Genomic DNA, 23,952 nt, shown 5'->3' on the forward strand with positions numbered 1-23,952 from the left:
TCGAAAACTTTGAATCACATCCAGAAATCGCTTGGAATCGCTTTCGGGCATCCCGTAGCCCTGGAGGGGGAGGGTCGCCTCACGTTGAGCGAAGCGAAATGTGAGGCGGGGTGGGGTGATCTCTCCACGAGCACCGCGCCTGTGGCTCACCCCACCCCGTCTCGCATTCCGCTGTGCTTCATGCGAGCCGACCCTCCCCCTCCAGGGGAGGGTGGACATCCCGCGTGCCGCTCCACCTTGACCTCGCCCGCCTGATCCGCTTGCTTGTCGCCCCAACGTCGTCAACCTCCCGGGAAGAAACCCCATGTCCTTCGTGCTGGCCATCGATCAGGGCACCACGTCCTCGCGCGCGATCGTGTTCCGCTCCGACATCTCGATCGCCGCGGTGGCGCAGCAGGAATTCCCGCAGCATTTCCCGGCGTCGGGCTGGGTCGAGCACGAGCCGGAGGACATCTGGACCTCGGCCGTGATGACCTGCCGCGACGCGCTGACAAAGGCGGGCCTGGCTGCAAAGGACATCGCCGCGATCGGCATCACCAACCAGCGCGAGACCACCGTGGTATGGGACCGCGCCACCGGCCAGGCGGTGCACCGCGCCATCGTCTGGCAGGACCGCCGCACCGCCGACATCTGCGCGCGGCTCAAGGCGGACGGCCATGAACCGGACGTCAGCGCCAAAACCGGCCTGATCATCGATCCCTATTTCTCCGGCACCAAGGTCGCCTGGATTCTCGACCACGTGCCGGGCGCGCGCGAGCGGGCGGACCGCGGCGAGCTGATGTTCGGCACCGTCGACTGCTACCTGCTGTGGCGCCTGACCGGCGGCAAGGTGCACGCCACCGACGCCACCAACGCCTCGCGCACACTGCTGTTCAACATCCACACCGGGCAGTGGGACGAGACGCTGTTGAAGCTGCTGCGCGTGCCGCGCTCGATGCTGCCCGAGGTGAAGGATTCCTCGGCCGATTTCGGCACCACCACGCCCGATCTGTTCGGCGGTCCGATCAAGGTCGCGGGCATTGCCGGCGACCAGCAGGCCGCGACCATTGGACAAGCCTGCTTCACGCCGGGCATGATGAAGTCGACCTACGGCACCGGCTGCTTCGCGCTGCTCAACACCGGCGCCACGCCGGTGAAATCGAACAACAAGCTGCTGACGACCATCGCCTATCAGCTCGACGGCGTCAGGACCTATGCGCTCGAAGGCTCGATCTTCGTCGCCGGCTCCGCCGTGCAATGGCTGCGCGACGGGCTCGGCATCATCAAGCATGCCGCGGAAACCGGCCCGCTCGCCGACAAGTCCGACTCGATGCAGTCGGTCTATCTGGTGCCGGCCTTCGTCGGCCTCGGCGCACCCTATTGGAATCCGCGCGTGCGCGGCGCGCTGTTCGGCCTCACCCGCAACACCGGGCCGGCCGAACTCGCGCATGCGACGCTGGAAAGCGTCTGCTACCAGACCTACGATCTGTGGGCGGCGATGCGCGCCGACTGGCCCGATGCGTCCGCGGCCACGATCGTGCTGCGCGTCGATGGCGGCATGACCGCCTCGGACTGGACCATGCAGCGTCTCGCCGACCTGCTCGACGCACCGGTCGACCGTCCCATGATCCAGGAGACCACCGCGCTCGGCGCCGCCTATCTCGCCGGCCTGAATGCGGGCGTCTATCCGGAGCCGGAGAAGTTCGCCGACAATTGGCGGCTCGAGCACCGCTTCCGGCCGGCGATGAGCGCGGCGACCCGGCAGCGCAAGCTCGCCGGCTGGGCGCGCGCCGTGAAGGGCGTGCTGGCGAGCGACGAGGGCGAGTAGGGCGCTCACGTCCCACAGCAGCTAAGCCAGGAACGCAGCAAGGTCGGCATTGACCTGCTTCATGTGGGTCACGAACAGCCCATGCGGGCCGCCGGGATAGACCTTCAGCTCGGCGCCCTTGATGCCCTTGGCGGTCGGCCGTCCCGTCATGTCGAGCGGCGCCGAGACGTCCTTGTCGCCGTGCAGGATCAGCACGGGACGGTCGATCTTCGCAAGCACCGGCCGCAGGTCGGTCGCGATCAGCGCGCGGTTGGTGGCGACCGCGACGGGAATGGGCATCTGGCGCATCATCGCCGCGACCCATTCCATCATCTGCGGCGAGGCGTCCTTCGTGAAGAACGGCAGCTTGTTGTCCTCGATCCATTTCGGAAAGTCGCTCTGCCACGCGGCCCAGCACTGCTCGAAATAGCCGTGAGGCGCGCCGAGCGCGTTGTCCGCGGTCTGCAGCGGAAACGGCGTCGTCGGTCCGAGCATCGCGATGCGCGAGATGCGTCCCGTGCCGTGCCGCGCGACGTAGTTGAGGATCTCGTTGCAGCCCATGGACATGCCGACCAGCGCGACGTCATCAAGGTCGAGCTGCGCGATGACCTCGGCGATGTCGTCGGCCAGGCGGTCGAGCTCGTAGCCGCTGCCCGGCACGTCGGAGCGTCCATGGCCGCGGCGGTCGAAGGCAATGCAGCGCAGCCCGCGCTGGCTGAGATCGGAGATCTGGTAGGTCCACATCGCGCTGGTCAGCGCCCAGGCATGTACGAACAGCACCGGCCGGCCGCTGCCCCACTCCTCGTGATAGAGCGTCACGCCGTCGCTGCAGCGGATACGCGGGCGCGCCGCGGTCGGTGCGGCGGCGGGGCTCGCTCCCGTCGCCGCGAAGCTGGCTGCTGCCGCGGTCAGCAGCACGTCTCGTCGTTGCATGGGCATGGCTCCTGATGTTGAATGCGCCGACCATGCCGGGACCGCTGTGCGGTTCCAATTACGTCCGGGGTAAGCAAGTTGCCGATCACTCTTCAATCAGGTCGTCTTGAGTGACCATTCCCGACGGATATTTCGACATCCCATCCGGCAAGGTCGCGGCCGTGGTGACCTCGCTGGAAATGCTGGCACCGCCAGTGCTGCCGCCCGATCCGACTGGCGACTGGAGCATTCGCCGCGTCGCGCAGCCCGATCTCGCTTGGTACCGCGACCTCTATGCCCGCGTCGGCTGGGAGTGGCTGTGGTCGCAGCGCACGCGCATGAGCGATGCGGAGCTTGCCAAGACGATTCGCGCTGACGGAGTCGAGATCTACACCTTGGCGCATGACGGCGGTGATGAAGCCCTGCTGGAGCTCGATTTCCGCAAGAAGTCCGATTGCGAGCTGGTGCTGTTCGGCGTCACGTCGAAGCTGATCGGCACCAGCGCCGGCCGCCTGCTGATGAACCACGCGCTGCGCCGCGCCTGGGCACAGCCGCTCACCCGGCTCTGGGTCCACACCTGCAGCTTCGATCATCCGCGCGCGCTCGCCTTCTACCAGCGCTCCGGCTTCCGCCCCTATCGCCGCCAGATCGAGATCGCCCCCGATCCGCGCCTCGACGGCACGCTGCCGCGCGATGTCGCAGCGCATGTGCCGCTGCTCGCCTGAACATGGGAGCTGACAACGGCGCCGAACGGCGCTTCAATGCGCCGCACAGGAGGATAACCGATGTTCCTGATCGGCCAATACGACTCGCCTTTCGTCCGTCGCACCGCGATCGCGCTCAGGCTCTACGGCCTGCCGTTCGAGCACAAGCCGTGGTCGACCTTCGGCGACGCCGACAAGATCGCGCCGTACAACCCGCTGCTGCGCGTACCCGTACTGGTGCTCGACGACGGCGAGGCGCTGATCGATTCGGTCGCGATCCTCGATCATCTCGACGAGACCGTCGGGCCCGAGCGCGCGATGCTGGCGCGGAGCGGCGCGCTGCGCCGCAGGCAGCTGCATACGATCGCGCTCGCGACTGGCTTGGGCGATAAGGCCGTCAGCCTGATCTATGAGCGCGTGCTGCGCAAGGACCGCCTGGCCCTGTGGGTCGCGCGTTGCGAGACGCAGATCTCGGGCGTGCTGGTGATGCTCGAGGCGGAGCGCGCCGCAATCACGACAGACTACTGGCATGGCGAGCGAATCGGCCATGCCGACATTGCCGTCGCCTGCGTGCTGCGCTTCACACGCGAGGCGCATCCGCATCTGTTCGACGCCACGCGCTATCCGGCGCTGGCCGCGCATGCCGCCCGCTGCGAGGCGCTGCCGCCATTCCAGGAGATCGTCCAGCCGCTGGCCCCGCCGAGCGGGGATTGATGGAGTCCATCGAGACGTCAGACCGTGCCGCTTGCTCGGTGCTCACCCTCCTCCTCCAGGGGAGGGTGGGCAGCAGCGCGCGAGGCGTAGGCCGAACGGCGCGCCCCTCACGGCCGGAAATACACGTCCACCTTCATGCCCACCGCGAACGGGCCCGGCTCGGCCAGATCGACCAGCACCTCGACGACATCGACATCGGTCATGTTGCGCTGGCTGAGCGCAGCAGCGCGGCTGCTCTCGACCAGGGGGGCGATGGCGGCGACCTTGCCGGCGACGTCGCGGCCCCGGAAGGCGTCGGAGCGGACCACGGCCTGCTGACCGACCTTGATCTTGTCGAGGTCGCGCTGGTCGAGCTCGGCGCGCACGCGCAGCGACGACGTGTCGCCGAGCAGCACCATCGGCTGGGTCGCCTGCGGCGAGGCGATCTCGCCGGTGCGCGCATTGACCTGCAGCACCGTGCCGTCGAGCGGCGCGCGGATGGTGAGCTTTTCCAACGTGGCGCGGGCGCCCTGCAGTTCGCTGCGGGCGACGTTGAGCTGGCCCTCGGCGCTGATCGGCAGTGGCGCATCAGCGGTGACCTTGCGCAGCTCGTCGGCCTGCTGCTCCAGCTTCGCCTGCGCGGCTGTCAGTTGCGTGCGTGCGGTGTCGACATCGGCATCGGCGCCGCGCCCGGCGCGCCGCTCGGCCACCGCCTTGTCGAGCGCAGCACGCGCGTCGAACACGGCCGCCTGCGCGTCGGCGACGCCGTCTTCGGCCCGGCGCCGCGGACCCGCGCCAGACGGTGTCGACTCCTTGTTGCGCACGCGCTTGCGCATCGCGACCTGCGCCTCGGCGCTGGCGAGCTGCGCGCGGGCTTCGGCGTCGCCGAGCCGCACCAGGGCCTGGCCGGTGAACACGGTCTCGTTCGGCTTGACCAGCACCTCCTGGATCGGCCCGACCACGGGCGCGCCGAGCTTGATCAGGCCGGATGCCGGCTCGACCCGGCCGGGCGCGACGGCCAGCCAGCGTTCCTCCTGGGCATTGGCGGCGCGCGCTGTCGGTGGAATCGAGGTCGGCGTGACGGTGATAGCAAGTGCGGCCGCTGCGACGAGCCCGAGCAGGTGAGCGCGTTCTGGAATTCCCGATATCATGCGTGCGAGACTTTCTTCATGGACTCGCCGCCGCTCTCCTCGCGGACGATGCGGCCGTCCTCGATGTGAATGACGCGATTGGCGAACGGCAGGATGCGCGGATCATGCGTGACCACCAGCACCGCGCGTGAGGGATCCTTGGCGATGTCCGCGAGCAGGGTCATGATCGCATGGCCATTGGCCGTATCGAGCGCGCCGGTCGGCTCGTCGGCGAGAATGACCTGCGCCTTGCCGACGATGGCGCGGGCGATCGCGACGCGCTGCTGCTCGCCGCCCGAGAGCTCGCGCGGGAACGACCGCTTCTTCGGACCGAGGCCGACCCTCTCGAGCACCTCGCGCGCCGCCTTCTTCGCAGACCCCGCGCGTTCGCCGCGCACATCGAGCGCGAGCCGCACATTGTCCTCGGCGTTCAGCGTCGGAAACAGATGATAGGATTGGAAGATGAAGCCGATGCGCTCGCGGCGCAGCTTCGCCAGCGCCTCGGGATCGAGCCCCGCGACCGGCTGGTTGGCAACCCGCACGGCACCGCCATCCGGCGTCATCAGGCAACCCAGGATCGACAGCAGCGTCGTCTTGCCGCTGCCCGAAGGGCCCATCAGCAGCGCCAGCTCGCCGCCCTTCAGCGACAGGCTCACGCCCTTCAGTGCCTGCACCCTGCCGGCCCCCTGGCCGAGGTGATGCACGAGATCGGTGGCCTCGAGCACGGTGTCGGTCATCGCGAGAATACCAGGGTCGGGTCGATGCGCATGACCTTGAGGATCGCCGCGATCGCCGAGCCGACGCACATCGTCACCGTCAGCACGAACAGCGCGACCGTCAGCGTCGGTGTCATGATGACCGGCAGCGCTGATTCCGCGGTCGCCGCCGCCACGATCTTGCCGATCGCCGCAGCGCCGGCGAAGCCGACGATGGCGCTGAGCAGCGCCTGCCAGATGATGACGGTGTAGATGTAGCGGCTGGACGAGCCGATCGCGCGCAGGGTCGCGAACTCGTTGATGTGATCCTTGGTGCTGGAATAGAGCGTCTGCGCCACGATCACGGTGCCGACGATGAGGCCGAGCAGGGCACCGGCGAACAGCGCGGCACCGGCGCCGGTGCCGAACAGCCAGAACGAGCGGCTGCGGCTCGCGAACTCGGCTGCGGTCAGTACCTCGACATTGGACAGGCTGTCGCGCAGGGCCCGCTGCACGGTCCAGAGGTCGGCCTCGGCCGCCAGCTTGACCACCAGATAGGACGCCTTGTTCGAGGCGATGCCGGTATAGGCGCGGGCGCGGTCGACGTCGGTGAACACGTAAGGCGTTGTCGTGAACGAGCGGATGCCTTTGGTGACAGCCATCACCTGCACCTTCTGGTCGCGGAGCTCTGCAGCCTGGCCGGCGCCGCCGATGCCGAGCCGCTCGAAATAGGTCTGGTCGATAGCGACCGCGCCCGGCACGGACAGGTCGTCCAGCCGTCCCTCCACCACGTTCCAGGGATGCAGCCCGAGCCCGCGCAGTTCCGAGCCGACCACGAAGACCGGCGTCGTGGTGCCCTGCGGCAGCCGCCATTGCGCATAGCCGATCACCAGCGGCGTCGCCTCCGCCACTCCAGGAACCGCCAGCGCCCGGAACCGCTGCCGCTCGTCGAGCAGCGAGGGATCCTCGAAGCATTTGGTGCCGACCGGCATGATCCACAGCTCGGCCGGGGAATGGTCGATCATGGTCGTGACCATCCGGCGGAAGCCGACATAGAGGCCCATCTGCACGGTCACCAGCACGATCGAGAAGATGATGCCGATGATGGTGGCAATGAAACGAAGCCTGTCATGGAACAGGTTTCGGGACGCAAGCCTGAACTGCAACGACATGAACGAAAAACCACCCGGAGGCCCCGGCGGCATTTCAGCCGGTTAGCGGGGATAAGTCCACGCTGCATCGCATGGCGCCGGCTGTGGCGCTTTGTCATTCGCGGCGGCCGTGGCGCGGGGGACACGGGGAGGGGTCACATGCGGTGCTGCCCCTGCGAACGCATATGGGAGGCGACGGCGGTCCGCCATAACTGGTGTCGTCCCGGCGAACGCCGGGATCCATAACCACAGGGAGGTGTCGTGCGCTCGGTATCGACCACGGCGGCCGACAGATGCATCACGCGGTATGGGTCCCGGCGCGAGGCCGGGACGACAGTTTGGGGTGGGAGACTGCGCGCCGGCTACTTTGCGCCGACCGCCTTCTTGCGCCAGGCGAGATGAACGGCACAGGTGCAGCCCACCGGATGGCTCGCGAGCTCGGCGGGTGCGGCGTCGTTGGCCGGAGCGGGCGAAGCGACGGCGCGCGCTGCCGCGTCCGCCTGCTGTCCACTCCTTGCCGGAATGTAGTTCAGGATCGGCGCCAGCCAGCGCTCGGCTTCGGCGACGGTCATGCCCTTGCGCGCGGCGTAGTCCTCGACCTGGTCGCGCTCGATCTTGCCGACGCCGAAATAGAAGCTCTCCGGCGAGGCGAAATAGAGGCCCGACACCGACGAGCCCGGCCACATCGCAAAGCTTTCGGTCAGCCGCACGCCGGCATTCTTCTCGGCGTCGAGCAGCTCGAACAAGGTCGCCTTCTCGGTGTGGTCGGGCTGCGCCGGATAGCCGGGCGCGGGACGGATGCCGTGATACTTCTCCAGGATCAGATCGTCCGGCGAGAGCGCCTCGTCCGGAGCGTAGGCCCAGAACTCGCGGCGGACGCGGGCATGCAGCCGCTCGGCGAAAGCCTCGGCGAGGCGGTCGGCCAGCGCCTTCACCAGGATCGAGGAGTAGTCGTCATTGGCATTCTTGAAGCGGTCGGCGACGGCATCCTCGCCGAGGCCCGTCGTGACGACGAAGCCGCCGACATAGTCCGGCACGCCGGAACCCACAGGCGCAATGAAGTCGCTGAGCGCCGTGTTGAAGCGGCCCTCGCGCTTCTCGAGCTGCTGGCGCAGGGTGTGCAGGGTCGCGACCGCCGTGGTGCGGCTGTCGTCGGCATAGAGCACGATGTCGTCGCCCTCGGCATTGGCCGGCCAGAAGCCGATCGCGGCGCGCGCCGTGAACCACTTCTCGGCGACGATGCGCTTCAGCATCTTCAGCGCGTCGTCATAGAGCGCCCGTGCGGCCTCGCCGACCTTGGCGTCGTCGAGAATCGCAGGGAAACGGCCGGCGAGCTCCCAGGTCTGGAAGAACGGCGTCCAGTCGATATAGGGCACCAGCTCGGCGAGGTCGTAATCAACGAAGGTCTTGACGCCGAGGAAGGTCGGCTTCACCGGCTTCGCCTTGGCGAAGTCGATCTTCGGCGCGTTGGCGCGGGCGTCCGCGAGCTTCAGCCGCTTCTTGTCGGCCTGGCCGCGCAGATGCGCAGCGGCGATCTTCTGATACTCGCTGCGAATCTCCGTGGCGTAGGTATCCTTGCGCTCCGGCGACAGCAGCGAGGAGGCGACGCCGACGGCGCGGCTGGCGTCGTTGACATGAACGACCGGGCCATTCCGGTAGTTCGGATCGATCTTGACCGCGGTGTGGACGCGGCTCGTCGTGGCGCCGCCGATCAGGAGCGGCACGTTCAGGCCCTGGCGCTCCATCTCGGTAGCGAGATAGGCCATCTCGTCGAGCGACGGCGTGATCAGGCCGGAGAGCCCGACGATGTCGGCGTTCTCGGCCTTGGCGGTCTCGATGATCTTGGCGGCGGGCACCATGACGCCGAGGTCGATGACCTCGAAATTGTTGCACTGGAGCACGATGCCGACGATGTTCTTGCCGATGTCGTGGACGTCGCCCTTGACGGTGGCGAGCACGATCTTGCCGGCGTTGGAGCGCTCGTTGGCGCGGCCCTTGTTGGCGGCCTTCTCCGCCTCCATGAACGGCATCAGATAGGCCACCGCCTGCTTCATCACGCGTGCGGACTTCACGACTTGCGGCAGGAACATCTTGCCGTCGCCGAAGAGGTCGCCGACCACGTTCATGCCGGCCATCAGCGGGCCTTCGATGACGTCGAGCGGCCGCGTCGAGGCGGCTCGGGCTTCCTCGGTGTCCTGCTCGATGAACTCGGTGATGCCGTGCACCAGCGCGTGGGAGAGCCGCTTGCCGACCGGCCATTCGCGCCAGGCGAGATCGGCCTCCTTGGTCTGCTTGCCCTGGCCACGGAATTTCTCGGCCAGCGCCAGCAGCCGCTCGGACGCGCCGGGGTCGCGGTTCAGCACCACGTCCTCGCACACCTGGCGCAGCTCGGGATCGATGTCGTCATAGACGATCATCTGGCCGGCATTGACGATGCCCATGTCCATGCCGGCCTTGATGGCGTGATACAGGAACACCGAGTGCATCGCCTCGCGCACCGGCTCATTGCCGCGGAACGAGAACGACAGATTCGAGACGCCGCCGGAAACGTGGGCATGCGGCAGGTTCTGCCGGATCCAACGTGTCGCTTCGATGAAGTCGACGCCGTAATTGTTGTGTTCCTCAAGTCCGGTCGCGATGGCGAAGATGTTGGGATCGAAGATGATGTCCTCAGGCGGGAAGCCGATCTGCTCGACCAGGATCTTGTAGGCGCGGGCGCAGATCTCGGTCTTGCGCTTGTAGGTGTCGGCCTGGCCGGTCTCGTCGAACGCCATCACGACGACGGCGGCGCCGTGGCGGCGCGCGATCTTCGCTTCATGGATGAACTTCTCCTCGCCTTCCTTCAGCGAGATCGAGTTCACCACCGGCTTGCCCTGCACGCATTTCAGGCCGGCCTCGATGACATGGAATTTCGAGGAGTCGACCATCACGGGCACGCGGGCGATGTCCGGCTCGGCAGCGACGAGGTTGAGGAAGGTCCGCATCGCGGCTTCCGAATCCAGCAGGCCCTCGTCCATATTGACGTCGATGACCTGGGCGCCGTTCTCGACCTGGTCGCGTGCGACCTGCAGTGCAGCCGTGTAGTCGCCGGCGGTGATCAGCTTGCGGAATTTGGCGGAGCCCGTGACGTTGGTGCGTTCGCCGACGTTGACGAACGGAATGGCGGGCGTCAGCTCGAACGGCTCCAGGCCCGACAGCCGCAGCCGCGGCGCGATCTCCGGCACGGCGCGCGGCTTGTGCGGGGCCACCGCGGCGGCGATCGCGGCGATATGGTCCGGCGTGGTGCCGCAGCAGCCGCCGACGATGTTGACGAGGCCGGCGCTCGCGAACTCGCCGATCAGCCGCGCCATATAGGCCGGCGTCTCGTCATACTGGCCGAACTCGTTGGGCAGGCCGGCGTTGGGATAGGCGCAGACCAGCGTGTCGGCGACACGGCCGATGTCGGCGACATGGGCGCGCAGATCCTCGGCGCCGAGCGCGCAGTTGAAGCCGATCGTCAGCGGCTTGGCGTGACGCACCGAATTCCAGAACGCCTCTGGCATCTGGCCGGACAGCAGCCGGCCGGACTTGTCGGTGATGGTGCCGGAGATCATGACGGGCACGTCGATGCCGCGCTCCTCGGCGAGCTCAGCGATGGCATAGAGCGCCGCCTTGGCGTTGAGCGTGTCGAAGATGGTTTCGAGCAGCAGGATGTCGGCGCCGCCGTCCAGCAGCCCGCGCGCCTGCTCGCCATAGGCAAGCCTGAGATCGTCGAAGGTCACGGCGCGGTAGCCGGGATTGGACACGTCAGGCGAGATCGAGGCGGTGCGGTTGGTCGGGCCCATCGCGCCGGCGACGAAGCGCTGTTTGCCGTCCTCGGCCGCAACACGCGTGGCCGCATTGCGGGCGAGCCGGGCGCCCTCGCGGTTGAGCTCGTAGATGATGTCGGACAGGTCGTAGTCGGCCTGCGCGATCGATGTCGCCGAGAAGGTGTTGGTGGCGACGATGTCGGCCCCGGCGCGCAGATATTGCGCGTGGATGTCCTCGATCGCTTCGGGCTGGGTGAGGATCAAGAGATCGTTGTTGCCGCGGAGGTCGCGATGGAAGTCCTTGAACCGCTCGCTGCGGAACGCGGCCTCGTCGAGCTGCAGCGCCTGGATCATCGTGCCCATGGCGCCGTCGAGAATCAGGATGCGCTTGGCTGCAGCGGCAAGGAAGGCGGTACGCGCTGGGGATACGGGGGCGAGCATCAGGCAGCAGCCTTGTTGGCGGACTTCGGACGGATGCCGAGCAGATGGCTGATCGCGAACACGAGGTCGGCGCGGTTCATGGTGTAGAAATGGAAGGTGTCGACGCCATGCTTGGCGAGCTTTTGCACCTGGCCCGCGGCGACGGTCGCCGCGACCAGCTTGCGGGTCTCTGGATCGTCGTCGAGACCGTCGAACTTCTCCGCGAGCCAGTGCGGCACCGTGGTGCCGGCGCGGGTGACGAAGCCGCGCGCCTGCTTGAAATTGTGCATCGGCATGATCCCTGGCACGATCGGAATGTCGATGCCGCGGGCGCGGACACGGTCGAGGTAGCGGAAGTAGAGGTCGTTGTCGAAGAACACCTGGGTGATGGCGCGGGTGGCGCCGGCGTCGACCTTGGCCTGGAGCATGTCGATGTCGGCGTCGAAGTCGCGGCTCTCGGGGTGCTTCTCCGGATAAGCGGAGACCGAGATCTCGATGTCGGGGTGGCGCTTCTTGATGCCGGCGATCAGCTCGGGCGAGGTCTGGTAGCCGTCGGCACGGGTGGAGTAGGGCGTGCCGATGCCGCCGGGCGGATCGCCGCGAAGTGCCACGATGTGGCGGACGCCGACCTCGTGATAGCGGTCGACGACCTCGTCGATCTCCCGGCGCGAAGCGCCGACGCAGGTGAGATGCGCCGCCGGCAGCAGCGCGGTCTCCTTCAGGATGCGCGCGATCGTGGCGTGGGTGCGCTCGCGGGTCGAGCCGCCGGCACCATAGGTCACCGAGACGAAGCTCGGCTCCAGCGGCGCGAGGCGCTCGATCGAGGCCCACAGCGTCCGGTCCATCTCCTCGGTCTTCGGCGGAAAGAACTCGAACGAGATCTTCGGCCTGGGAATCGCGGTGTGGCCGTCGGCGATGGCGGTGGCGAGGTCGGTCATGGCAACGCAGGTTCCGAATGGGGCGCAAATTTCAACTCAAGAGGGGCGTCCCCTCTCGGCGCCCCAGCATAAGCGACGAGTACCGCCATAGACAGCCCACCCGAAGTGGGAAATGGCCCATAAAAGTTCAATGAATGTCAAATATATGGACTATGTTCTTTAGATAGTGGGACGAAAAAATCCAGCTAATTCAACATATGGATGCCAGATTACCCCTCATTTCACCGGCATATCTGGTGGGACAAATGCGCGATCGGAATGTATACATAAATCCTATCCCACTTCGGCGTCAACCTCCGCGTACCGCGCCGTGCGGTTGGCAACGTGATCTCTGAGAGCTTTTTGTAGCGGTCTCAAACTCTCAATTTGATGCCACTAGAAGTGCAACCGGTAGGACAAATAGCGAACAAACTGGTACATTCTCCGCTACACAGCCACGCCAATGAGTCTTGGGAGAACGGATGCCGAAAGGTTTTAAAGGGTGGGCCATTTGGGCTTTCGCCGAGGCTGTGTTGCTGTTTGCCTATAAGCTCGTTGTCAAACTGGTCGACAACGCCTTGATCGGATGGGGCGATGAGAAAATAGCTGTCTGGTTTGGCATTACGTCGCCGGACGCATCCACCGTGTTCTATTGGGTTGTTCCGTTCGCCCTTGCTGCCCTTACGCTATGGATATTTCACCGACTCACGGTCCATCCTCTCAAGCGCAAACTCGCGGAACATGGGGGCGACCAGTTTTATGCTACAGGTGTCGTCGGTAGTGAACTACTTCAGCAAACGTGGATTCGGAAAGTGGAGCCTTCTCACGTCATCATCCTTGGGCTTGTCATCGCGCTCGGTGGCGTCATTTGGCAGATGCGCATAAATTGGCTCGCCACTGAACCCAGCGGCGGCCAGCCAGCGATCGCTGCAGCTTCGCCTCCAACAACTAAAGTTCCCAGCGTCGCTACTGCATCAATAGACGTTCCGAAAAAAATCGAAGCGATCGACGAGCTCTTAGAAATTCTCGATAGGGATTGGGATCCCTGGATGAATCTGTGTCAGGGGCTTTCTACAGGAGGGTGGCGGAACCAGATCCTTGGGAAGCAAATCAAGGAGCTACGAGATAGCATCTATAAGATGTCGAGCGACTATAATGCCATTTCGCGAAAGATAGAAGCGCTGAACAAGCGTAACGAGAAATTCCCTGACATCTACGCTCTAACAACTCAGCCGTACATGAATCAATTCAAGCCTGCACTCGATAGTTTTGTTAGGGTGTTTGGCTCTTTGAGCGACCCAATGGGCAATGCTTTGGACCAAGTGACGCTGGAGAACGTTTTTGAGAAGTACGCAACGGATCTTTATGTGCAATCACAGGGCGCGAATAACTGGAGAAGCCTTACGGCGAGAAGTGCTCTCGAAATCCGAAAATCATTCTCGCAATGAATCTGTGAGAAGCCGTGCCTAATTGTTTCGACCGGTCTTTGTGAGCAAAGGAAAGTGATTGCGATGATGTTCGCATTAGGCTCTTGTTCGCTGTCTTTTTCGAGTTAGCTTACGTATATGATCCCGCTTTCCGTCCTCGACCTCTCCGTCACCACCACGGCCACCAGGCCATCGGCGGCGTTGCGCAACAGCATCGATCTGGCCCGCCATGTCGATCAGCTCGGTTATGTCCGCTATTGGCTGGCCGAGCATCACAGCCTGCCGTCGGTGGCGAGCCCGTCGCCCGACATCATGATCGGGCAGATCGCGGCGGTGACGCAGCACATCCGCGTCGGCTCCGGCGGCGTGATGCTGCCCAACCACGCGCCGCTGGTGGTCGCCGAGCGCTTCAAGATGCTGGAGGCGCTGTTTCCCGGCCGGATCGATCTCGGTCTGGGGCGCGCGCCCGGCACCGACGGCACCACGGCCTATGCGCTGCGGAGCCGGCTCGACCGCCGCGAGGGTGATGACTTCCTGGAGCGGCTGCACGAGCTGATGCTGTGGGAGACCCGCGAATTTCCCGCCGGCCATCCCTACAACAACGTCGTCGCCATGCCCGACGACGCGCCGCTGCCGCCGATCTGGCTGCTCGGCTCCAGCGACTATTCGAGCGAGCTGTCGGCCCAGCTCGGCATGGGGTTTGGCTTCGCGCATCATTTCGCCAGCCACGATGCCGTCGACGCGATGCGAACCTACCGCGCGCATTTTACGCCGTCGCGCTGGCGCTCGCAGCCGCATGCGATCCTGGCGGTCGCGGTGGTGACGGCCGAGACCGACGCCGAGGCTGAGCGGCTGGCGTCGTCGATGGACCTCAACCGCCTGCGGCGCGACCGCGGCCAGTTCCTGCCGCTGCCGAGCCCCGAGGAGGCGGCGGCCACCATGTATACAGACGCGGACCGCGCCTCGATCGCACGCAACCGGTCGCGGCTGTTCGTGGGTAGCCCGGCGACAGTGCGAGCCAAGCTCGATCCGATGATCGCGGCAAGCCAGGCCGACGAGCTGATGGTGATCACGGCGACCTTCGACCACGACGCCCGCAAGCGCTCTTACAGCCTGCTTGCCGACGCCTTCGGCCTGGAGCGGAAGGCGGCGGCGTGAGCATCGACGCCGCGCGTCGCTGGTCTCACCACGTGATCAGGGGCGAGCGATGCAGGAAGCTGTCGTCGCTCACCTGATCCAAGACGAAGCGCGCGACGTCGGCCCGCGCGATCGTGCCGCCATGAAAGTCGGTGAGATCCGTCAGCGCGCGCACTGTGTGTCCGCCCGGCTTGTCGTTCAGCACCGAGGGACGAACGACCACCCAGTCGAGCCCGCTATTGCCGATGATCGCCTCCTGCCGATTCTTATCGGCGTAGACCTTGCGCAGCAGCAGCGGAAAGATCAGCCTGTCGAACAGAAAGCCGCCGTGCCCGGCGCTGTCGCCGGCGCCAATTCCGGTGATGGCAACCAGCCGCGAGACGCACTCGGCCCGCATTGCGTCGACCAGCGAGCGCGTCACGGTCAAGAGCAGCGTCACCTCCCGGAATGGACCGGCCGGCGTGCCCAAGGCACTGATGACGGCGTCCTGACCCTTCAGCGCCTTCCGCAACGTCGCTTCGTCGCGGGCGTCACCGACGATCAGATGCGCGCCTTGCAGATCGCCGGCCTTCCCCGGCGAGCGCACCAGCGCGGTGACATTGTCGCCGCGCGCCAGCGCCTCGCGCACGATCAGCCGGCCGGTGCCGCCGGTCGCGCCGAGAACCAGGATGTTCGGCTTCGCGCCATTGGGGCTATCGCGTGTGGAATGAGTCATGATGACCTCCTGAGACTTGGCATGGGACGCGTCCGCGGAGGCGCCCCACAGTTGGCTTTGGTGGATGATCAGGGCTTGTTGCCGTCAGGCGGCGGTCGCGATGTCAGCGACGAAGTCGCGATAGGAGCGCAGGGGACGGCCCAGCAGCGCCGTCAGGCGCGCGACGTCGCCGGCCTCGGGCACCATGCCGTCGGTGAGGAAGCGCTCGGCCATCAGCCGCATGTCGAACGCCATCCAGCTCGGCATGACCTGCCGGAGGTTGGTCTCGAACTGCCTGGTGTTGTCGCCGCCATAGGTGATCGTGCGGCCCAGCACGTCAGACCAGATCGCAGCGGCATCAGCGCCGGTCATTGTGTCCGGACCGACCAGGTTGATGCGTGTCAGCGGCAGCGGCACGGCTGACTGCTCGCGGCGGATCAGCTCGATCGCTGCGATCTCGCCGATGTCGCTGACGTCGATCATGGCAAGGCCCTTGGCTCCGATCGGCATCGGGTAGATGCCGTAGCCGAGCACGACGTCCTTGATCGTGAGATCGTTGGTCATGAAGTAGGCCGGGCGCAGGATGGTGGCGTTCAGGCCCATCTGCTCAATCATCCGCTCGACGGCGAACTTGCCGGCGAAGTGCGGCACGTTGACGTAGACGTCGCTGTGGATCACCGAGAGATAGACGATCCGCGCGATGCCGGCCTCGCGGGCAACGTTGAGTGCGACCAGCGCCTGGGTGAATTCATCGGGCGCGACGGCGTTCAGCAGGAACAAGGTCGAGACGCCCGAAAAGGCAGAGCGCAGCGAATCGATGTCGAGCAGGTCGCCCTGCGCGACCGCGACGCCCGCCGGAAACCTCGCCTTGGCAGGATCGCGGACGAGGGCACGGACGTCGGCGCCGCGCTTGACGAGCTGCTCGACGACGTGACGGCCGACGGTACCAGTGGCGCCGGTGACGAGGATGGTCATGGGATCACTCCGGGTTGGTTGTTGAGACACCCCGAAAATAGCGATCCATATGCGAGCCAATAGACGCTATAAATGGACATATCGTCTCATTGGTGGAACAGATGGATCTGCTGCCGCTCGCCGATTTCACACTGGTCGCCCGTCACGGCGGCTTTGGCCGCGCCGCCCGCGCTAGCGGTCGCCCCAAGGCGACGCTGTCGCGTCGGGTCGCCGAACTGGAGGCGAGCCTCGACATCAGGCTGATCGAGCGCGGCGGGCGCGCGCTGAAGCTGACCGAGGAGGGACGGGCGCTGTTCGAGCGGGCGGGCGCGCTGCTCACCGAGCTCGACGAGACCGTGGCTGCGATCTCCTCGGGTGGCGACACGCCGCGCGGCCGCCTGCGGATCAGCGCGCCGCTGCTGTTCTCGCAAACCGCGATGGGCAGGCTCGCCGCGTCGTTCGCGCTTCGATATCCCGAGGTCCGGCTCGACGTGACGACCGACGACCGGGCCGTCGACATGGTCGAGGAGGGCTATGATCTGGTGATCCGGGTCAATCCCGATCCTGATGACAGCCTGGTCGGGCGCATCTTCCTGCGCGACCAGATGGTGGTCGTGGCGAGCCCAGCCCTGACGAGGCCGGCGGACGGCGCGCGCGTTCCTGCTGTCGTTCGCAGCACCGAGCAGATCGCAGCGTGGGACGTCACGGCTGCAAAGGGACGATCGCGCATCGCAATCGATCCGATCCTGCGGCTGTCATCGCTGATCATGGTGCGCGATGCGGTCCGTGCCGGGGTCGGCGCCGCATGCCTGCCGCTCTCGCTCGCCAGCCACGACCTCGCTGCAGGCCGGCTCGTGCAGTGGGCGGATCTCGACGCGCCAGCGGTTGCGCTGTGGGCGCTGTATCCGTCGCGGCGGTTGTTGAGCGCGCGCGTCTCCGCCTTTCTCGACCATCTGAAGCAGGCGTTCCCGATGGGAACGCCGGCCGAGCTGGCGGCCTATCTGGAGCTGCGAGATGACGGTCCGATCACTCCATCCGCTCGCTGAATGTCGCCCGGAACGGGTGCGCCGGATAGACGCCGACGATGCGCAGCTCGCGCGAGAAGAACTTCAGCTCCTCCAGCGCGAAAGCGAGGCCCTTGTCGTTCGGGTGGCCGTCGACATCGGCATAGAATTGCGTGGCGAAGAAGTTGCCGTCGACCATGTAGCTTTCGAGCTTGGTCATGTTGACGCCGTTGGTGGCGAAGCCGCCGAGCGCCTTGTAGAGCGCAGCCGGCAGGTTGCGCACGCGGAACACGAAGCTCGTGACCAGCGGCCCGGAATTCTGCTCGGCCCACTGCTCCTGGCGCGCCAGCACGACGAAGCGGGTGGTGTTGTGGGCTTCGTCCTCGATGTCCTCGGCGAGGATGTCGAGGCCGTAGATCTCGGCTGCCAGCCGCGAGGCGATCGCCGCGACGCTCCTGTCGCCGCGCTGGGAGACGTCCCGCGCGCTGCCCGCGGTGTCGCCGGCCACGATCGGCCGGACGCCGAGCTGGCGGATGATGCGGCGGCACTGGCCGAGCGCGTGAACGTGGCTTTCGACGGTCTTGATGTCGGCGAGCTTGGTGCCCTTCAGCGCCATCAACTGGTGGCGGACCGGCAGGAACCACTCGCCGATGATGTAGAGGCCGGAGGCCGGCAGCAGATGGTGGATGTCGGCGACGCGGCCGGCGACCGAGTTCTCGATCGGAATCATGCCGAGATCGGCCTCGCCGGAGGAGATCGCGCTCAGCGCGTCCTCGAAGGTGGCGCAGGGCATGGCCTCGGCGGTCGGATAGGCCTCGGAGATGGCGATGTGGGAATTGGCTCCCGGCTCGCCCTGGAATGCGATTTTCAAGATCTTGCTCATGTGGGGCCTTGTAGCAGCTTAGGTCTTGGACAGCAGCCGGCGTGCGGTTTCGAGATCGGCCGGGGTGTCGACGCCGCGGGGCACGGCGTCGACGACCATCACGTCGATCCGCATGCCGGCTTCCAGCGCCCGCAGCTGTTCCAGCTTCTCCTGCTGCTCCAGCGGGGATGGCGGCAGGCTGACGAAGCGCTCCAGCGCCGCCCGCCGGTAGGCATAGAGGCCGATATGATGGTACCTTGGTCCGTCGCCATGCGGCGCCGTGGCCCGGGTGAAATACAGCGCGCGCATGCGCCGCCCGCCGAGAGGCGACCCGACCGCCTTGACGACGTTCGGATTGAGGCTCTCCTCCTCGGTGTGGATCTGCGCGGCAAGGGTCGCGATGTCGACGGCGGGATCCTCGAGCGGGGGCAGCACGTCGCTGATGTTCTGCGGGTCGATGGTCGGGAAGTCGCCCTGCAGATTGACCACGATCTCCGCCTCGCGGGCCGGGTCGAGCTTGCACATGGCCTCGTAGATGCGGTCTGACCCGGAGGGATGATCCGGCCTGGTCATGACCACCTCGCCGCCCGCGGCCGTGACGGCCGCAGCAATCTCGGGCGTGTCGGTGGCGACGGCCACACGGCCGATCGCGGCCTCCTGCGCGCGCCGGAGCACCTGCACGATCATCGGCTGGCCGGCGATGTCGAGCAGCGGCTTGCCCGGCAGGCGGGTCGACGCCATGCGGGCGGGGATCAGCACGAGAATTCGGGATTTGGTCATCCGGGAACGGCAGGTCGGAGCCGGTCGCAACAGCGCGGGCCGGACTGGATGGGGACAGCGAAAGCCGCCCGCTTATACGGGTTGCCAGAGCACGGGCAAACCGATATCTCACTTCTGCCGCAGGGGGAGGCGCGACGGCTCGATTCCGCTCGATGCCTTGACGAGTCCTTATCTCGAGTCCTGGGGCGATTCGCGGTCGCGGCCTCGCGGCCTCCGACAGAACAATGAAATCCGCCCTCGGAGCCTGATTCCAAAATGGACTCCTTCGAACTGAACAAAATCATCGGCGCCGTGCTGGCCGCCTGTCTGGTCGTGCTGGTCACGAGCTTCTCCGCTGGCGCGATCTTCGCGCCGAAAATGCCGGAGAAGCCGGGTTTTGAGATCGCCGTGAAGGAGGCCGAGGGCGCCGCCAAGGGTGGCGCTGCGCCGGCCGCGGCCGAGCCGATCGAGAAGCTGCTGCAGACCGCCTCGGTCGAGAAGGGCGCCGCCGCCGCCAAGAAGTGCGCGGCCTGCCACACCTTCGCGAAGGGCGAGAAGAACGGCGTCGGCCCCAACCTCTACGGCATCGTCGGCGACAAGATCGGCGAAGGCCGCGGCTTCAACTTCTCGGCGGCGATGAAGGCCAAGGGCGGCACCTGGACGATCGACGACCTCAACAAGTTCATCGCCAATCCGAAGGGCTACATCCCGGGCACCGCGATGGGCTTCGCCGGCATCCAGAAGGACTCAGAGCGGGCCGACGTGCTGGCCTATCTGAACTCGCTGGCCGACAGCCCGGCGCCGCTGCCCACCGCAGCCAAGTGATCGGCTGCTGACCCACCAGTTTTCGACGGCCGGGCCCCAAGCCCGGCCGTTTTGCTTTGCGGGGCGAATTTCGCCGCATTTGGGACCTTTGGTCGCATCCACCTCGTTCACAACCCGGTATCATGAGGAAAAAGCAAGGTTATTGGTCGAAACCTTGCCGTATATTGGTCCCCTGAATGGAACGGGTTCGCGGGCCGGAGCACCTCGCTGAGGCCGGCGAAACCTGCCCTTGCGAATTGGGTTACGATCAGACGTTGGATCTGGGAGCAGCAGCGGCCACGGCTACCACCTGCTTCAAGCGGTCTTATTCAGAGGAAGTCTCATTTGACGATTACCCGACGACAGCTCCTGCAGAGCAGCGTGCTCGCTGCGATGACCCCGGCGCTCGGCACGGCGGCCAGCCTTGCCCCTCTCGACACCGCCCGGGCGCAGGCCGGCGAGCAGCTGGTCTGGCGCCACGGCCTGTCGCTGTTCGGCGAGATCAAGTATCCGGCGGACTTCAAGCGCTTCGACTACGTGAATCCGGATGCGCCGAAAGGCGGCGTCGCGCGGATGATCTCGCTCGGGACCTTCGACAATTTCAACATCGTCGTGATGTATGTGAAGGGCAACATCGCGTCCGCGGCGGGGCTGGTCTACGAGACCTTGATGACGCGGTCGCAGGACGAGGTGTCGACCGAATACGGCCTGCTCGCCGAGTCGGCGGCCTATCCGGACGACTACTCCTGGGTCATCTACCGCCTGCGCAAGGAAGCGCGCTGGAACGACGGCAAGCCGGTGACGCCCGAGGACGTCATCTTCTCGCTCGAGGCCCTGAAGAAGAACAGCCCGCACTACTCATCCTACTATCGTCATGTGGTGAAGGCCGAGAAGACCGGCGATCTCGAGGTCAAGTTCACCTTCGATGGTCCGGGCAATCGCGAGCTGCCGCACATCGTCGGCGAGCTGCTGGTGCTGCCGAAGCACTGGTGGGAAGGCACCGACGCGCAGGGCCGCAAGCGCGACGTCACCGCGACCACCCTGGAGCCGCCGCTCGGGTCGAGCCCGTATCGCATCAAGGAGTTCGTGCCCGGACGCTCGATCAAGATGGAGCGCGTCAAGGACTATTGGGGCGCCAACCTGCCGGTCCAGATCGGCCAGAACAATTTCGACGAGCTGCAGTTCGAATACTTCCGCGACAACATCGTCGCCCTCGAAGCCTTCAAGGCCGACCAGGCCGACTGGATCAACGAGAACTCGGCCAAGCAGTGGGCCACGGCCTACGACTTCCCGGCCATCAACGACAAGCGCGTGGTCAAGGACGAATTCCCGATCAGCGACTCCGGCCGCATGCAGGGCTTCGCCTTCAACCTGCGGCGTCCGCAATTCCAGGATGCGCGGCTGCGGCGCGCCTTCAACTACGCCTTCGATTTCGAGGAGATGAACAAGCAGCTGTTCTACGGCCAGTACAAGCGCATCAACAGCTACTTCGAAGGCACGGATCTGGCCTGCTCCGGGCTGCCGCAGGGCCAGGAGCTGCAGATCCTCGAGGGCCTGCGCGACAAGGTGCCGCCGGACGTGTTCACCACGGTCTACCAAGCCCCGGTGGGCGGCAATCCCGAGAACGTTCGCGCCAATCTGCGCGAGGCCACCAAGCTGCTGAAGGACGCAGGCTTCGAGATCAAGGACCGCAAGCTCGTCGATCCCGCCGGCAAGCCGGTCACGGTCGAGCTGCTGGTCCAGGACCCGTCGTCCGAGCGCATCGTGCTGTTCTACAAGCCGTCGCTGGAGCGCCTCGGCGTCGCGGTGACGGTACGCCAGGTCGACAACGTCCAGTATGAGAACCGGGTGCGCACCTTCGACTACGACATGATCATCGATGTCTGGGGGCAGTCGCTGTCGCCCGGCAACGAGCAGCGCGATTTCTGGGGCTCCAAGGCCGCCGACGAGTCCGGCTCGAAGAACACGATTGGCATCAAGAACCCCGCTGTCGACGCGCTGATCGAGAAGATCATCTACGCCAAGGATCGCGCCTCTCTCGAAGCGGCAACGCATGCGCTCGACCGGGTGCTGCTTTGGAATTTCTACGTCGTTCCCCAGTTCACCTATCCATTTGCGCGTAGCGCGCGCTGGGACCGCTTCAGCCATTTCACGCCGTTCCCGAAATATGCGCGGTCCGGCTGGCCGAATCTGTGGTGGTACGACGCCGACAAGGCTGCCAAGGTGAAGCGCTCTTGAGCACGCTCCCGCATCTGTCGCGCCGTGGCGTGCTCGGGCTTGGGCTCGGCGCGCTCAGCGTCCCCCTCCTGAAGCCGGCCATGGCCGCGGAGTTCGGCGCAGACTCGCACGGCACATCGGCGTTCGGCGATCTGAAATACCCCGCCGACTTCCACCACTTCGACTACGTCAATCCGGATGCGCCGAAGGGCGGGCTGTTCTCGCTGATCCCGTCGGTGCGCGCCTACAACCAGTCCTATCAGACCTTCAACTCGTTCAATGCCTACGTCCTGAAAGGTGAGGGCGCGCAGGGCATGGACATGACGTTCGCGTCGCTGATGGTGCGCGCCAGCGACGAGCCGGATGCGGTCTATGGCCTGGTCGCGAAGTCCGTCGCGATATCAGCGGACAAGCTGACCTATCGCTTCACGCTGCGTCCCGAGGCGCGCTTTCACGACGGGTCCAAGATCACGGCGCACGACGTCGCCTTCTCGCTGAATACCTTGAAGGAGAAGGGCCATCCGCTGATCGTCGTGCAGCTGCGCGATTTCGTGAAGGCCGAGGCGCTCGACGATGCGACGGTCGTGGTGAGCTTCGTCGAGAAGCGCGCCCGCGACGTGCCGCTCTACGTCGTGACCCTGCCGATCTTCTCGAAGGCCTGGTACGCGAACCGCGCGTTCGACGAGGGGCCGCTGGATGTGCCGCTCGGCTCCGGCCCGTACAAGGTCGGCAAATACGAGATCAACCGCTACGTCGAGTTCGAGCGCGTCAAGGACTGGTGGGCGGCCGACCTGCCGGTCAGCCGCGGCATGTATAATTTCGACATCGTGCGCTACGAGTTCTACCGCGACCGAGACGTCGCCTTCGAGGGCTTCACCGCCAAGAGCTATCTGTTCCGCGAGGAGTTCACGTCGCGCATCTGGGCGACGCGCTACGATTTCCCGGCCATCAAGGACGGCCGCGTCAAGCGTGAGCTCTTGCCGGACGAGACGCCGTCGGGCGGGCAGGGCTGGTTCATCAACACCCGCCGCGACAAGTTTGGGGATTCGCGCGTCCGCCAGGCGCTGACCTACGCGTTCGATTTCGAATGGACCAACAAGACCATCATGTACGGCGCCTATGCGCGCACCGTGTCGCCGTTCCAGAACTCGGACATGGTCGCGGTCGGCATGCCGTCGGCGGAGGAGTTGAAGCTCCTGGAGCCGTTCCGCGGCCAGGTGCCTGACGATGTGTTCGGCGAGCCGTTCGTGCCGCCGGTCTCGGACGGATCAGGGCAGGACCGCGCGCTCCTGCGCAAGGCCTCGCAGCTCTTGCAGCAGGCGGGACTGCCGGTGAAGGACGGCAAGCGGCTGCTGCCGAATGGCGAGGTCTTCAGCATCGAGTTTCTGATCGACGAGGTCTCGTTCAAGCCGCACCACGGCACGCTGATCAAGAACCTGCAGACGCTCGGCATCGACGCCGATCTGCGCATCGTCGATGCCGTGCAGTACCGCAAGCGGGTCGAGGATTTCGATTTCGACATCACGGTGGAGCGGCTGTCGATGTCGCCGACGCCCGGCGACAGCCTGAGGCCCTATTTCACCGCCGAGGCGGCCAAGACCAGGGGCTCGCACAATCTCGCCGGGATCAGCAATCCTGCGGTCGATGCGCTGGTCGAGAAGGCGATCGCCGCTTCGACCCGCACCGAGCTGACCTTGGCCTGCCGGGCGCTCGACCGCGTGTTCCGCGCCGGCCGTTACTGGATACCGCAATGGTATCGGCAGACGCATCCGATTGCCTATTGGGATCAGTTCGGCCACCCGCCGAAGCCGCCGAAATACGCCTCGGGCGTCGGCGCCCCCGACATCTGGTGGTACGATGCTTCCAAGGCCGCAAAGCTGGAGCAGGCGAAGTAGTTC

The 23,952-nt window shown here is 65.8% G+C and carries 19 protein-coding genes; 9 read left to right on the top strand and 10 right to left on the bottom strand.

Translation table 11 applies throughout. The features are described from left to right. Positions 1 to 304: 304 nt before the first annotated feature. A complete protein-coding gene (gene glpK, locus QX132_RS27245; protein WP_316163317.1) occupies positions 305 to 1,807 on the top strand; it encodes a glycerol kinase GlpK in 1,503 nt (500 codons plus the stop codon). Positions 1,808 to 1,828: 21 nt separating this feature from the next. Here glpK and QX132_RS27250 read toward each other — a convergent pair whose 3' ends face one another. Next, a complete protein-coding gene (locus tag QX132_RS27250; RefSeq protein WP_315783723.1) occupies positions 1,829 to 2,719 on the bottom strand; it encodes an alpha/beta hydrolase in 891 nt (296 codons plus the stop codon). A gap of 110 nt (positions 2,720 to 2,829) precedes the next feature. Between QX132_RS27250 and QX132_RS27255 the strand changes: the two genes are divergently transcribed. Together QX132_RS27255 and QX132_RS27260 are read left to right on the top strand one after the other, a co-directional pair. Next, positions 2,830 to 3,423 carry a GNAT family N-acetyltransferase gene (locus QX132_RS27255; RefSeq protein WP_315783721.1) on the top strand — a complete coding sequence of 198 codons (594 nt, stop codon included), beginning with the start codon at positions 2,830 to 2,832 and terminating at the stop codon, positions 3,421 to 3,423. 60 nt (positions 3,424 to 3,483) lie between these two features. Further along, entirely contained in the window at positions 3,484 to 4,116 is a 633-nt protein-coding gene (locus tag QX132_RS27260; protein ID WP_316163318.1) for a glutathione S-transferase family protein, read from the top strand. Positions 4,117 to 4,223: 107 nt separating this feature from the next. On the opposite strand, the gene QX132_RS27265 is transcribed toward QX132_RS27260, so the two are convergent. The 5 genes from QX132_RS27265 to metF form a co-directional block, all read right to left on the bottom strand. Beyond that, positions 4,224 to 5,246, bottom strand: a complete 1,023-nt coding sequence (locus QX132_RS27265; protein WP_316163319.1) for an HlyD family secretion protein — start codon at positions 5,244 to 5,246, stop codon at positions 4,224 to 4,226. Next, the gene (locus QX132_RS27270; protein ID WP_315797079.1) at positions 5,243 to 5,962 is read right to left on the bottom strand and encodes an ABC transporter ATP-binding protein; all 720 of its coding nucleotides are present in this window, start codon (positions 5,960 to 5,962) and stop codon (positions 5,243 to 5,245) included. Before QX132_RS27270 ends, QX132_RS27265 begins: the two co-directional genes overlap by 4 nt. After that, positions 5,959 to 7,092, bottom strand: a complete 1,134-nt coding sequence (locus tag QX132_RS27275; protein WP_315775496.1) for an ABC transporter permease — start codon at positions 7,090 to 7,092, stop codon at positions 5,959 to 5,961. The genes QX132_RS27270 and QX132_RS27275 overlap by 4 nt, the downstream gene beginning before the upstream one ends. Before the next feature lie 341 nt (positions 7,093 to 7,433). Continuing rightward, positions 7,434 to 11,300, bottom strand: a complete 3,867-nt coding sequence (metH, locus tag QX132_RS27280) for a methionine synthase (RefSeq protein WP_316163320.1) — start codon at positions 11,298 to 11,300, stop codon at positions 7,434 to 7,436. Further along, positions 11,300 to 12,217 carry a methylenetetrahydrofolate reductase [NAD(P)H] gene (gene metF, locus QX132_RS27285; RefSeq protein WP_315797077.1) on the bottom strand — a complete coding sequence of 306 codons (918 nt, stop codon included), beginning with the start codon at positions 12,215 to 12,217 and terminating at the stop codon, positions 11,300 to 11,302. The genes metH and metF overlap by 1 nt, the downstream gene beginning before the upstream one ends. A gap of 461 nt (positions 12,218 to 12,678) precedes the next feature. Here metF and QX132_RS27290 point away from each other — a divergent pair, with 461 nt between their 5' ends. Together QX132_RS27290 and QX132_RS27295 are read left to right on the top strand one after the other, a co-directional pair. Next, complete coding sequence (locus QX132_RS27290; RefSeq protein WP_316163321.1) at positions 12,679 to 13,644, top strand: hypothetical protein; 966 nt, start codon at positions 12,679 to 12,681, stop codon at positions 13,642 to 13,644. A gap of 117 nt (positions 13,645 to 13,761) precedes the next feature. Beyond that, complete coding sequence (locus tag QX132_RS27295; protein ID WP_315753467.1) at positions 13,762 to 14,781, top strand: LLM class flavin-dependent oxidoreductase; 1,020 nt, start codon at positions 13,762 to 13,764, stop codon at positions 14,779 to 14,781. Between the two features lie 25 nt (positions 14,782 to 14,806). Here QX132_RS27295 and QX132_RS27300 read toward each other — a convergent pair whose 3' ends face one another. Continuing rightward, on the bottom strand, positions 14,807 to 15,475 hold the full coding sequence (locus QX132_RS27300; RefSeq protein ID WP_316163322.1) for an SDR family oxidoreductase: 669 nt from the start codon (positions 15,473 to 15,475) through the stop codon (positions 14,807 to 14,809). A gap of 84 nt (positions 15,476 to 15,559) precedes the next feature. Continuing rightward, positions 15,560 to 16,429 carry an NmrA/HSCARG family protein gene (locus QX132_RS27305; RefSeq protein WP_316163323.1) on the bottom strand — a complete coding sequence of 290 codons (870 nt, stop codon included), beginning with the start codon at positions 16,427 to 16,429 and terminating at the stop codon, positions 15,560 to 15,562. 101 nt (positions 16,430 to 16,530) lie between these two features. On the opposite strand from QX132_RS27305, the gene QX132_RS27310 reads away from it, so the two are divergent. Continuing rightward, positions 16,531 to 17,454, top strand: a complete 924-nt coding sequence (locus QX132_RS27310; protein WP_316163324.1) for a LysR family transcriptional regulator — start codon at positions 16,531 to 16,533, stop codon at positions 17,452 to 17,454. On the opposite strand, the gene QX132_RS27315 is transcribed toward QX132_RS27310, so the two are convergent. Together QX132_RS27315 and QX132_RS27320 are read right to left on the bottom strand one after the other, a co-directional pair. Continuing rightward, a complete protein-coding gene (locus QX132_RS27315; RefSeq protein ID WP_315734654.1) occupies positions 17,435 to 18,295 on the bottom strand; it encodes a prephenate dehydratase in 861 nt (286 codons plus the stop codon). The genes QX132_RS27310 and QX132_RS27315 overlap by 20 nt on opposite strands. Before the next feature lie 18 nt (positions 18,296 to 18,313). Then, positions 18,314 to 19,054, bottom strand: coding sequence for a 3-deoxy-manno-octulosonate cytidylyltransferase (locus QX132_RS27320; protein WP_315734652.1), 741 nt, complete (start codon positions 19,052 to 19,054; stop codon positions 18,314 to 18,316). Positions 19,055 to 19,309: 255 nt separating this feature from the next. Between QX132_RS27320 and QX132_RS27325 the strand changes: the two genes are divergently transcribed. The 3 genes from QX132_RS27325 (at position 19,310) to QX132_RS27335 (ending at position 23,949) form a co-directional block, all read left to right on the top strand. After that, positions 19,310 to 19,858 carry a c-type cytochrome gene (locus QX132_RS27325; RefSeq protein ID WP_315734650.1) on the top strand — a complete coding sequence of 183 codons (549 nt, stop codon included), beginning with the start codon at positions 19,310 to 19,312 and terminating at the stop codon, positions 19,856 to 19,858. A 372-nt stretch (positions 19,859 to 20,230) separates the two neighbouring features. After that, the gene (locus tag QX132_RS27330; RefSeq protein WP_316163385.1) at positions 20,231 to 22,075 is read left to right on the top strand and encodes an extracellular solute-binding protein; all 1,845 of its coding nucleotides are present in this window, start codon (positions 20,231 to 20,233) and stop codon (positions 22,073 to 22,075) included. Beyond that, complete coding sequence (locus tag QX132_RS27335; protein ID WP_316163325.1) at positions 22,072 to 23,949, top strand: extracellular solute-binding protein; 1,878 nt, start codon at positions 22,072 to 22,074, stop codon at positions 23,947 to 23,949. Before QX132_RS27330 ends, QX132_RS27335 begins: the two co-directional genes overlap by 4 nt. The last annotated feature ends 3 nt before the right edge of the window (positions 23,950 to 23,952 follow it).

This window comes from Bradyrhizobium sp. SZCCHNRI20481 (assembly GCF_032485055.1).
Taxonomy (GTDB): Bacteria; Pseudomonadota; Alphaproteobacteria; order Rhizobiales; family Xanthobacteraceae; genus Bradyrhizobium.

What these genes read in the sequence shown, in the direction of transcription:
- glpK (WP_316163317.1), top strand. Translation starts at nt 305, where the DNA reads ATGTCCTTCGTGCTGGCCATCGATCAGGGCACCACGTCCTCGCGCGCG.
- QX132_RS27250 (WP_315783723.1), bottom strand. Translation starts at nt 2,719, where the DNA reads ATGCAACGACGAGACGTGCTGCTGACCGCGGCAGCAGCCAGCTTCGCG.
- QX132_RS27260 (WP_316163318.1), top strand. Translation starts at nt 3,484, where the DNA reads ATGTTCCTGATCGGCCAATACGACTCGCCTTTCGTCCGTCGCACCGCG.
- QX132_RS27265 (WP_316163319.1), bottom strand. Translation starts at nt 5,246, where the DNA reads ATGATATCGGGAATTCCAGAACGCGCTCACCTGCTCGGGCTCGTCGCA.
- QX132_RS27270 (WP_315797079.1), bottom strand. Translation starts at nt 5,962, where the DNA reads ATGACCGACACCGTGCTCGAGGCCACCGATCTCGTGCATCACCTCGGC.
- QX132_RS27275 (WP_315775496.1), bottom strand. Translation starts at nt 7,092, where the DNA reads ATGTCGTTGCAGTTCAGGCTTGCGTCCCGAAACCTGTTCCATGACAGG.
- metH (WP_316163320.1), bottom strand. Translation starts at nt 11,300, where the DNA reads ATGCTCGCCCCCGTATCCCCAGCGCGTACCGCCTTCCTTGCCGCTGCA.
- metF (WP_315797077.1), bottom strand. Translation starts at nt 12,217, where the DNA reads ATGACCGACCTCGCCACCGCCATCGCCGACGGCCACACCGCGATTCCC.
- QX132_RS27290 (WP_316163321.1), top strand. Translation starts at nt 12,679, where the DNA reads ATGCCGAAAGGTTTTAAAGGGTGGGCCATTTGGGCTTTCGCCGAGGCT.
- QX132_RS27295 (WP_315753467.1), top strand. Translation starts at nt 13,762, where the DNA reads ATGATCCCGCTTTCCGTCCTCGACCTCTCCGTCACCACCACGGCCACC.
- QX132_RS27300 (WP_316163322.1), bottom strand. Translation starts at nt 15,475, where the DNA reads ATGACTCATTCCACACGCGATAGCCCCAATGGCGCGAAGCCGAACATC.
- QX132_RS27305 (WP_316163323.1), bottom strand. Translation starts at nt 16,429, where the DNA reads ATGACCATCCTCGTCACCGGCGCCACTGGTACCGTCGGCCGTCACGTC.
- QX132_RS27310 (WP_316163324.1), top strand. Translation starts at nt 16,531, where the DNA reads ATGGATCTGCTGCCGCTCGCCGATTTCACACTGGTCGCCCGTCACGGC.
- QX132_RS27315 (WP_315734654.1), bottom strand. Translation starts at nt 18,295, where the DNA reads ATGAGCAAGATCTTGAAAATCGCATTCCAGGGCGAGCCGGGAGCCAAT.
- QX132_RS27320 (WP_315734652.1), bottom strand. Translation starts at nt 19,054, where the DNA reads ATGACCAAATCCCGAATTCTCGTGCTGATCCCCGCCCGCATGGCGTCG.
- QX132_RS27325 (WP_315734650.1), top strand. Translation starts at nt 19,310, where the DNA reads ATGGACTCCTTCGAACTGAACAAAATCATCGGCGCCGTGCTGGCCGCC.
- QX132_RS27330 (WP_316163385.1), top strand. Translation starts at nt 20,231, where the DNA reads ATGACCCCGGCGCTCGGCACGGCGGCCAGCCTTGCCCCTCTCGACACC.